This is a genomic window from Pusillimonas minor (assembly GCF_014237865.1).
Classification (GTDB): domain Bacteria; phylum Pseudomonadota; class Gammaproteobacteria; order Burkholderiales; family Burkholderiaceae_B; genus Neopusillimonas; species Neopusillimonas minor.
In genome coordinates, this window is record NZ_JACJUU010000002.1 from 461,478 (window position 1) to 469,591 (window position 8,114).

At 54.6% G+C, this 8,114-nt stretch carries 12 protein-coding genes; 9 read left to right on the top strand and 3 right to left on the bottom strand.

Features of this window, described 5'->3' with window-relative positions:
* Positions 1 to 7: 7 nt before the first annotated feature.
* On the bottom strand, positions 8 to 472 hold the full coding sequence (locus GTU67_RS04900; protein ID WP_185779004.1) for a DUF2442 domain-containing protein: 465 nt from the start codon (positions 470 to 472) through the stop codon (positions 8 to 10).
* Positions 469 to 696 carry a DUF4160 domain-containing protein gene (locus tag GTU67_RS15685; RefSeq protein WP_185779005.1) on the bottom strand — a complete coding sequence of 76 codons (228 nt, stop codon included), beginning with the start codon at positions 694 to 696 and terminating at the stop codon, positions 469 to 471. The genes GTU67_RS04900 and GTU67_RS15685 overlap by 4 nt, the downstream gene beginning before the upstream one ends.
* A 143-nt stretch (positions 697 to 839) precedes the next feature.
* Between GTU67_RS15685 and GTU67_RS04910 the strand changes: the two genes are divergently transcribed.
* The 5 genes from GTU67_RS04910 to GTU67_RS04930 all read left to right on the top strand — a co-directional run bounded on the left by GTU67_RS04910 (position 840) and on the right by GTU67_RS04930 (position 4,767).
* A complete protein-coding gene (locus GTU67_RS04910) occupies positions 840 to 1,013 on the top strand; it encodes a helix-turn-helix domain-containing protein (protein WP_185779006.1) in 174 nt (57 codons plus the stop codon).
* 263 nt (positions 1,014 to 1,276) lie between these two features.
* Positions 1,277 to 1,867, top strand: a complete 591-nt coding sequence (locus GTU67_RS04915) for a hypothetical protein (RefSeq protein ID WP_185779007.1) — start codon at positions 1,277 to 1,279, stop codon at positions 1,865 to 1,867.
* Positions 1,868 to 2,291: 424 nt separating this feature from the next.
* The gene (locus GTU67_RS04920; RefSeq protein WP_093971035.1) at positions 2,292 to 2,534 is read left to right on the top strand and encodes a helix-turn-helix domain-containing protein; all 243 of its coding nucleotides are present in this window, start codon (positions 2,292 to 2,294) and stop codon (positions 2,532 to 2,534) included.
* Between the two features lie 2 nt (positions 2,535 to 2,536).
* Entirely contained in the window at positions 2,537 to 3,880 is a 1,344-nt protein-coding gene (locus tag GTU67_RS04925) for a type II toxin-antitoxin system HipA family toxin (protein ID WP_185779008.1), read from the top strand.
* 131 nt (positions 3,881 to 4,011) lie between these two features.
* Positions 4,012 to 4,767: a glycosyltransferase family 25 protein gene (locus GTU67_RS04930; RefSeq protein WP_185779009.1), complete on the top strand. Its 756-nt coding sequence runs from the start codon at positions 4,012 to 4,014 to the stop codon at positions 4,765 to 4,767.
* A gap of 227 nt (positions 4,768 to 4,994) precedes the next feature.
* Here GTU67_RS04930 and GTU67_RS04935 read toward each other — a convergent pair whose 3' ends face one another.
* A complete protein-coding gene (locus GTU67_RS04935) occupies positions 4,995 to 5,324 on the bottom strand; it encodes a transcriptional regulator TrmB (RefSeq protein WP_185779010.1) in 330 nt (109 codons plus the stop codon).
* A 156-nt stretch (positions 5,325 to 5,480) separates the two neighbouring features.
* Here GTU67_RS04935 and GTU67_RS04940 point away from each other — a divergent pair, with 156 nt between their 5' ends.
* From GTU67_RS04940 to GTU67_RS15690, 4 genes are all read left to right on the top strand, one after another.
* Positions 5,481 to 6,506: a TRAP transporter large permease gene (locus GTU67_RS04940; RefSeq protein WP_346726979.1), complete on the top strand. Its 1,026-nt coding sequence runs from the start codon at positions 5,481 to 5,483 to the stop codon at positions 6,504 to 6,506.
* A 39-nt stretch (positions 6,507 to 6,545) separates the two neighbouring features.
* Positions 6,546 to 7,034, top strand: coding sequence for a TRAP transporter substrate-binding protein (locus GTU67_RS04945; RefSeq protein ID WP_185779012.1), 489 nt, complete (start codon positions 6,546 to 6,548; stop codon positions 7,032 to 7,034).
* 60 nt (positions 7,035 to 7,094) lie between these two features.
* Positions 7,095 to 7,586: a transposase gene (locus GTU67_RS04950; protein WP_185779013.1), complete on the top strand. Its 492-nt coding sequence runs from the start codon at positions 7,095 to 7,097 to the stop codon at positions 7,584 to 7,586.
* The coding region (locus tag GTU67_RS15690; RefSeq protein WP_430458995.1) for a DDE-type integrase/transposase/recombinase at positions 7,583 to 8,114 on the top strand (532 nt) is incomplete at its 3' end. The genes GTU67_RS04950 and GTU67_RS15690, both read left to right, overlap by 4 nt.

The window sequence follows — 8,114 nt, forward strand, 5'->3', positions numbered from 1 at the left end:
CGGCAAACTAAACCGCCGCCTGCAGCTTACGGGCTTGCTCGCGACTTAGCGACTCCCAGCCCAAACAGGCCAGCCAGATGGTTTTTGGAATAGGCTTGTGTGCTGTACGGTAGTAGCTAACCATTCGCCGGCTGATACCCAAGGCTTGGGCCGCCAGGCTTAACGAAAGCTCATTGCGGCGCATCCATGCGTCGAGCATTTGGTGGCTGACTTCGCCGGCCTGTTCTTTTCCCCACGCGTAGACATTGTCGGCGCCCAGTTCGGTATCAAACCACTCAACACCGTGCCCCCATTGCGCGACATGTGCCTTGGCAAAAGTCTCAGGCTCTAGCAGTGCCGTGAAGTCGGGTGTTTTACGAAGCACGGGTTCAATATTGACATCAAGGACCTCGTTCGTGCTCCATCGAGTGCGCAACACATAAGGCGACAACGCTTCGACGGCTTTCAGCTTAGGATAAAAAAAGTCACTCATGGATTAAGCCTTCGCCATGTTTCATATAACTGTCTGCGATGCAAGGAGATCCATTGCAATTCGTTTTGTATTTCTCGTGCCGATACGCGCCCCGTGACGACTAAGTCGTCTAGGTAAACAAGGCATTCACGTCCATCTCGCATCATGACATGCGTATGCGGCGGGGGATGGTCGCCAGCATACATAACCACTCTTGATTTATAAAAAAATTGAATTGTCGGCATACGTAGTTTAGAGCAATAGTTGCTCTATTTCAAGGGTGCAAAAAGCGTGGAAACCTTGATCATCGTATGACGGTAGTAGTTCGGATTAGGTGGGAAATGGCAGTAATATCCAGCACGGATAGTACGCAATTGTTACTTAAGTCGTGCCGAAGTGTCGCGCGGCGCAATTCGGTATCAGTCAAAATCGCCTGTCTGAAATAGAAAATCAGCCCGGCCATCTAACGCTTGATCGGCTATTGGCCCTGGCGGGAATTCTTGGGCTTGAGCTCACCATTCAGGCGCGCGAAAACGTAGCGCCCACCGAAAGCGAGTGGTAAGCATGGCGCCAACGTTATAGTTTCGTAGACAGAGCTGATGACAAACTGACTTCCCGCTAGGTAGTTATGCGAGTGACAATTGTGATCAATTCTTGAACTCAGCCATGGCCCATGCCGATACTATAAGCGTTGATGAGCCGGACGTATTGACCGATGTTTTCGGCAGGGCCAAGCGATGTATTTGGTGATGACGCTTTGTAAATGCTACGAATAAAACTAGTGCTCTTCAAGCTCGTGCCGCGCGCCCTAAAAGGCGTGGCTTGATGCAATGGGTACGTTATTTGCGGCAAGGCTTCATCGACGTTGCTGGCACCCGATATGACCTGACGCACATGCATGGCCCAGCTTTTGAGCTGGCCATTGCCGCCACAACGCGCTATCCCGCCCTGACGCTGCGTATTGAAGTGGAATTCACTTCGCATTGCGTGTCGTTTGGTCCCAAGCCCGGCGAAACGCTGGACTTCGATGTGTTGGGGCATGACCGGCGGATACTCGACCATCGAGCTGTCGCTCGTGCCTTCTGTTTTGACCGTTACCGCTGGTCGCTATCGCTGCCGGTTTTGGTGCGAACGCTGAATGAACACTATTGCAATTTCACCGGTCATGGCAATTGGCTGGTTATTCGCAGCAACGACGATCAGGGGCAAGCGGTGGACTACGAAATCTACTTCCGGCTGCGTCGCCATGACGGTAATACGTTGCGAATGGTGGTTGAAAGTGCTTACGTGCGGTTGGCCGGGACGCCGGGGCCGGGGGTGCCTCACGAACGCAAGGGGCGTGTGCGTTTTCAGGTGATGGCGGCTAAGGTGTTCCGGGGGGAGTCGTTGCGCGACCCGAGCCGGCACCGTCGATAGCCTAGGGTTTCGGGTGCTGCAAAAGATGAAGCCCCGTAGAACGGGGCTTCATGTCGCGGGTGCTCTTTAAATACCAGCACGGCTGGACCCTGGTGCCAGGGGGCAGATAGACGCCTTTTCAGACCCCGATATATCTATCTGTTCCCAGATTACCCAAATTTACGCAGGGCGTCAACTGATCGCTTCGATTCATCGTATGACGGTAGTAGTTCGGATTAGGTGGGAAATGGCAGTAATATCCAGCACGGATAGTACGCAATTGTTACTTAAGTCGTGCCGGAGTGTCGTTCCAAGGTATCGATGACGCCGATTTCTTTCGGGTATCGATAAAACCGATTTTTTCAGAATATCGACTTAGTCGATACTTGTCAGATATCGATAAAACCGATACAGTAGTCTCACCCCAATAACCCAACGTGCGGCCATGCAAAAACTCTCAACCAGTCAGCAAATGGGGCGTATTTTGACTGCCCGGCGCAAAGCTGTTGGCCTAACCCAGGCGCATGTCGCGGCGCAACTCGGTATCAGTCAAAATCGTTTGTCTGAAATAGAAAATCAGCCCGGCCATTTAACGCTTGATCGGCTATTGGCCCTGGCCGGCATTCTTGGGCTCGAGCTCACCATTCAGGCGCGCGAAAACGTAGCGCCCACCGAAAGCGAGTGGTAAGCATGGCGCGCCGCTTAAAAGCCCGCTGCCTTAATTTATGGGCAAACGGCATAAGGGTAGGGCAGTGGCATGTTGCCGGCCATGGTCTCGACACGCTGCAATACGACGCGGACTGGGTCGCGTCTCCCCAGGGGCGGCCACTGTCATTGTCGTTGCCGTTTACGCCAAACAACGCGCCAATTGTCGGCGAACTGGTTCATAGTTATTTCGACAACCTCCTTCCTGACAGCGACGCCATTCGGCGCCGCTTGCAAACGCGCTTTAGAACTAAGGGTACGGGGGCTTTCGACTTGTTGGCTGCCATTGGCCGAGACTGCGTTGGGTCGCTTCAGCTATTGCCCGAAGGGTCTGCCCCCGAAGATGTGTTCAGCATTAAGGCTCAACCATTAAACGAGTCCGAAGTGGCGCAGCTCTTAAGGGCGACGGTCAGTGCGCCTGCAACGCTCGGGCAGCCCGATACCTTAGACGACGACTTTCGTACTTCGATTGCCGGCGCTCAAGAAAAAACAGCCTTGCTTTGGCACCAAGGGCGTTGGTGCCGGCCCCTGGGCGCAACGCCAACCACGCACATTTTCAAGTTGCCGCTTGGGTTGGTCGGAAACCGTCAGGCAGACATGCGCTCGTCGGTGGAAAACGAATGGCTGTGCGCCCAAATACTGAAAGCGTTCGGGCTGCCAGTAGCTGCATGTGAAATTGCGCAGTTCGAAGACCAAAAAGTGCTTGTGGTCGAACGTTTTGATCGTCGGTTGTCTGATCGAGGTTACTGGCTGCGCCTACCCCAAGAAGATTTTTGCCAGGTCACCGGCACCCCGCCAAGCGCCAAGTACGAAGCAGATGGCGGGCCGGGCATCGTCGATATTGCCTCTGTCTTGCAGCAGTCAGAAGCCCGAGAACGCGACCTTGCGACCCTGCTTAAAGCGCAATTGCTGTTCTGGGCAATGGCGGCAACCGATGGCCATGCCAAGAATTTTTCTGTGTTTTTGTTGGCCGGCGGTCGTTACCAAATGACGCCGCTTTACGACGTATTGTCGGCATGGCCGGTTACCGGCCGGGGCCCGCGTCAGCTAGACGCAAACCGGCTGAAGCTGGCAATGGCCGTCAAGGGCAAAAATACCCACTATCGAATAAAAGACATTCAGCGGCGACACTTTAACCATATGGCCCGGCTATGTGGGTGGGGTGCCGATATGGAAACCTTGATCGAAAGCGTTATAGACCCGTTACCCGGCGTTCTGAAGGCCGTTCAAGCCAAACTGCCAGACGACTTCCCCGACGACGTATTCAGTGCCGTTGCCGCAGGCATGGCCGACGCTGTGCGGAAACTTGCCAGGATGCCGGCGGCATAGGAGCTGCCTTTTAAGCAACACGGCTAGCGGCGCATGTTTTGCCCGTTGAATAAAGCCCGGGCAAGCCCGCCACTTTTCCCCGCCGGCTTCCCCCTATAATCCCCCAAGTCAAACCCACACCCAAAGTGACCATGGATTATTCAAACCCGCCCGTACCTACCGCCGCCTGGGGCCTGGACGGCATTTGTGTTGTTAACGTTAAAACGTTTACCGAACGCCGCGCCCACATCGAGCGCGAATTACGCCGTTTTGGCCTGACGGGCGAATTTGTGTTCGAGCACGACGCCAACGAAATCACCCCCGAGCTGAATGAACAGTACTACCTGCCCAACCCCAACCTAACCAACGGCCACAAGTCGTGTGGCCTAAAGCACATTGCCATCATGCAACGCGTGGTGGCCCGCGGGTGGGACTACTGCCTGGTACTGGAAGACGACGCCATTTTGCATAAAGACTTTCGTAAAGGCATAGACAACGCCCTGCGCGAGCTTAAACAAAACTACGCCAACACCCCATGCGTTACCTTTATAGGCAGCGGCGGCAACTGGTACACCCCGCGCAGCCAGCGTAAAAAAGGCCAGCACCTGTACCCCGCCAAAAAAGGCCGCTTTACCGACTCGTACATCATTGGTAAACAAGCCGCCCAAATGCGCCTTGACTGGATAGCCCAACATAAGATGAGCAACGCCATTGACAACGCCTTTGACCAAATGGACAAAGACCTGGGCATACAGTTGCTGTGGCTAGAGCCCACCGTGGTCGAACAAGGCACCAAACGTGGCCTGTTCGACAGCACCCTGGAAGGCCGCTGGCCCGCGCCAATACAAGCGTTCTTGCACGGCTGGGAGAAGTTCCGGCGAAAGTATATTTATCAGCTGTGGCGGTGATTTTTTCGGCCGATAGTTCGCAAATGCGGGCTCCAGAAGTGACAAAGCCGCCCGGAGGGCGGCCTGTCGCCCTAAGAGCATCTGGCCTTACCAGACGGTCAAAGGGTGAGTCGTGAAGCGATTTTAACTAAATATTGCCTTAACTTCAAACTTTTGATGGACATTTATGCCAGTCTAATTCTTGGGCTTATAGCGCAGCATAGTACGGTAAGGGTGGCGGTAGGGGCTCAATGCCCAGGCGCACTAAGTGCCCATATGGCTTCAAACAATGTTCTTTGCATAGCCGCAAACTCTACGCTGTCGATAATCAGGCCATAGTTTTCTTGTTTCGACGAAATCAGGCACACCCGCTGGTCGTAAATAAACGTTGTCATTGACAGCACCATATCGGGCGGGCAGTAGCGTAATTCCCTAAGTGTTTCGTTGCTCGATGGCCAAATGGGTTCTACATCTTTTTGTTCTGATCGCAACACCTTAAGCCAAATGCCGGCATCGACGCGGTCGTTAATGAACTGGTCCATTTCGGCTCGCCCGGGCGTTTGTATCAGCTCTTCCATCGACAGAATTCCGCGTACAACCTTTGGGGTTTCGGTCGTGGTCAAGGTATCGCGCAGCGCGGTTCGAATGCCTTCAACCCCCTCGTAAAACCGTATTTGCGGTTTGCCCTTGGCGCGGTTATTTACCTGGTGTTGTTAGCGACGTCGGCGGTTGCGGTGTTGTGGTACATGAACGTGCCCTCAATGCTTATCCCGCAGATTATGTTTGGGGGGCTGGACAAATTTGCATTGCTTGCCGTGCCCTTCTTTATTTTTGCCGGCGACATCATGGCCCGGGGCGGTGTGTCGCGCCGTATCGTTGATTGTATTTTGGCGTTGTTTGGCCGCGCACGTGCAGCGCGCCCTATTACCACCATTGCTGCCAGCGAGTTCTTTGGTGCGGTGTCGGGCTCAAGCCCCGCAACTGTGGCCGCCATGGGCAAGCTCATGTATCCCAGCCTTCGCGAAGGGGGGTATAGCGAGAAGTTTTCCTTGGGTCTGATCACCTCGGCCGGTGGCATTGCCAGTGTTATGCCGCCCAGCATTTTGATGATTTTGTATGGCGCCTCGGCCGAACAGTCGGTTGCCGAGCTGTTTGCTGCGGGCGTTATACCCGCCTTATTGCTAGGCTTCGGTACGCTTTTGTACATTCTTTGGTATTCAAGGCGTGTTAACTCGCCACCTGAAGAAAAACGCTCGTTCTCGCAAGTGGTAAAGCTGGTGGTAAATGCCTTGCCTGCTTTGGGTACCCCGGTCGTCATCCTTGGGGGTATCTATAGCGGGGTGTTTTCGTGGGTGCTGACCACCAGCGGTGTGCCGCAAGCGCTGGTTCAGTATGTGTCGGCAACGGGCGAGACCTACTGGTCAACCCTGCTAATTATCAATATTTTCTTGCTGATTATCGGCTGTCTGGTCGACCCGATTTCAGCCATCGTGCTGTTCACGCCCATCCTTATACCCATTGTTCAGTATCTGGGCATCGACCTGATCCACTTTGGCGTCATTATGGCGGTCAACCTGAGTATCGGCATGTTCACGCCGCCCTTTGGCCTGAATATCTTCACGTCGCATGCCTTGTTTGGCGCCCGTATGTCCACCATATGCGCGGGCCTGGTGCCGTTCATCATTGTTCAGCTTCTGGTGTTGATGTTGATTACCTATGTCCCCGTCTTGTCGCTGTTTGGCGCCGGGTTCGTTAAATAAAAGTTAATCGTGGTTTTCCAATCTAAAAAAGGAATAGAAATGCTGATTCGTACCCAACAAGAAAAACGTAGGTCATTGTCTAAGCTTGCCGGCGCCCTAAGCGTTGCCGTACTGTGCGTGGCAGGGGCATTTGGTCAGTCGGCACTGGCAGCCGAATACAAAATGAAGCTGGCCACCGCCACTGTTAACGACGTGCAAACAGAGGCCATCAAGCGGTTTGCCAAGCGTATTGAAGAGCGCAGCCAGGGCCAGATTAAAACCGAGCTTTACCCCGCCGCGCAGTTGGGGTCTAACGCACGCATGATTGAAGGCCTGCAGTTTGGCACTATTGAGTTCTATACCGGGCCTGCCGCTTACCTGGTAGGTGTAGACGCCCGGTATCAGGTTATGGACGTACCCGGCGTATTTACCGACGCCCGCCACGCCCAGCGCACCTTCAGCGACCCAGAGTTCCGTGAATACTTCATGAAAATTGGTGAAAGCAAAGGCCTGGTTGGTTTGGGTATGTACCCCCTGCTGTCAGAATAGTTGGAACCTCTACAGATGTTAGAGTTTGAATCTCCAACCTGGGGCAGAGAGAAGGTTTCCATGAAGTATTCACCCGAGCGCCGCGAAGCCATATTGGCCAAGCTGGAAGCGCCATACAACCGCACCGTCAATGATCTGGCCTCCGAGGAGGGCATTTCAACAGCCACGATATACAACTGGCGCAAGCAGGCCCGCAACACAGGGCGCTTGCTGCCCAATGCGTCTGCCACGACCGAAGGCTGGAGCTCCCAGCAGAAGTTCAATGCTGTGCTGGAAACTGCTGCTCTGACTGAAGAGGAATTAGCCGAATACTGCCGCCGCCGTGGTTTGTATCCTGAGCAGATCCGTCGCTGGCGCGCCAGTTGCGAACAGGCCAATGACCGGTCTGAGCAGGCTGCTGCACGGCATACCGAGGCGACCAAGGCCGAACGTAAACGTATTCGAGAATTGGAGCGGGAGCTGCGCCGCAAAGATGCCGCTTTGGCTGAAACGGCAGCAGTGCTGGCGCTGCGAAAAAAAGTCCAGGCGATCTGGGGGGACGAGGAAAAATGACCAATGCCACAGATCGCCGTCGAATTGTAGAGTTGGTCAATGAAGCCCGAACGGCGGGAGCGCGTCTGCGTCGTGTCTGTGATGAACTGGGTATCGGCCTGAACACTTACCGACGCTGGTCGGTTCAAGGCTGTGAAGACCAGCGATCCCATGTCAGCCGACCCACACCGTCGCATGCGTTGACTCAGAGTGAACGTCAGGCGGTTCTGCACGCCTGCCACCGCCGGGAGTTTGCCAGCTTGCCACCCGCGCAGATCGTTGCCCGATTGCTGGACGATGAACAAACCTACCTGGCCTCGGAATCGACCTTCTACCGCATCCTGCATGCGGCGGGAGAACAGCGTCGTCGTGGACGCCAATCTGCGCCCCGCCATAAAGGACCGCCACGCCGTCATCGTACCGACCACCCCAACGCCGTGTGGAGTTGGGACGTGACCTATCTGCCGACCTTGGTGCGTGGCCAGTTCTTCTACCTGTACCTGATTGTTGATATCTACAGCCGCAAGATTGTCGGCTATGAGGTCTTTG

Excerpts from the sequence above, each read along its gene's own strand:
- GTU67_RS04945 (WP_185779012.1), top strand. The coding sequence starts at position 6,546 with ATGCTGATTCGTACCCAACAAGAAAAACGTAGGTCATTGTCTAAGCTT.
- GTU67_RS04935 (WP_185779010.1), bottom strand. The coding sequence starts at position 5,324 with ATGGAAGAGCTGATACAAACGCCCGGGCGAGCCGAAATGGACCAGTTC.
- GTU67_RS15685 (WP_185779005.1), bottom strand. The coding sequence starts at position 696 with ATGCCGACAATTCAATTTTTTTATAAATCAAGAGTGGTTATGTATGCT.
- GTU67_RS04950 (WP_185779013.1), top strand. The coding sequence starts at position 7,095 with ATGAAGTATTCACCCGAGCGCCGCGAAGCCATATTGGCCAAGCTGGAA.
- GTU67_RS04925 (WP_185779008.1), top strand. The coding sequence starts at position 2,537 with ATGGCGCGCCGCTTAAAAGCCCGCTGCCTTAATTTATGGGCAAACGGC.
- GTU67_RS04915 (WP_185779007.1), top strand. The coding sequence starts at position 1,277 with ATGCAATGGGTACGTTATTTGCGGCAAGGCTTCATCGACGTTGCTGGC.
- GTU67_RS04900 (WP_185779004.1), bottom strand. The coding sequence starts at position 472 with ATGAGTGACTTTTTTTATCCTAAGCTGAAAGCCGTCGAAGCGTTGTCG.
- GTU67_RS04920 (WP_093971035.1), top strand. The coding sequence starts at position 2,292 with ATGCAAAAACTCTCAACCAGTCAGCAAATGGGGCGTATTTTGACTGCC.
- GTU67_RS04930 (WP_185779009.1), top strand. The coding sequence starts at position 4,012 with ATGGATTATTCAAACCCGCCCGTACCTACCGCCGCCTGGGGCCTGGAC.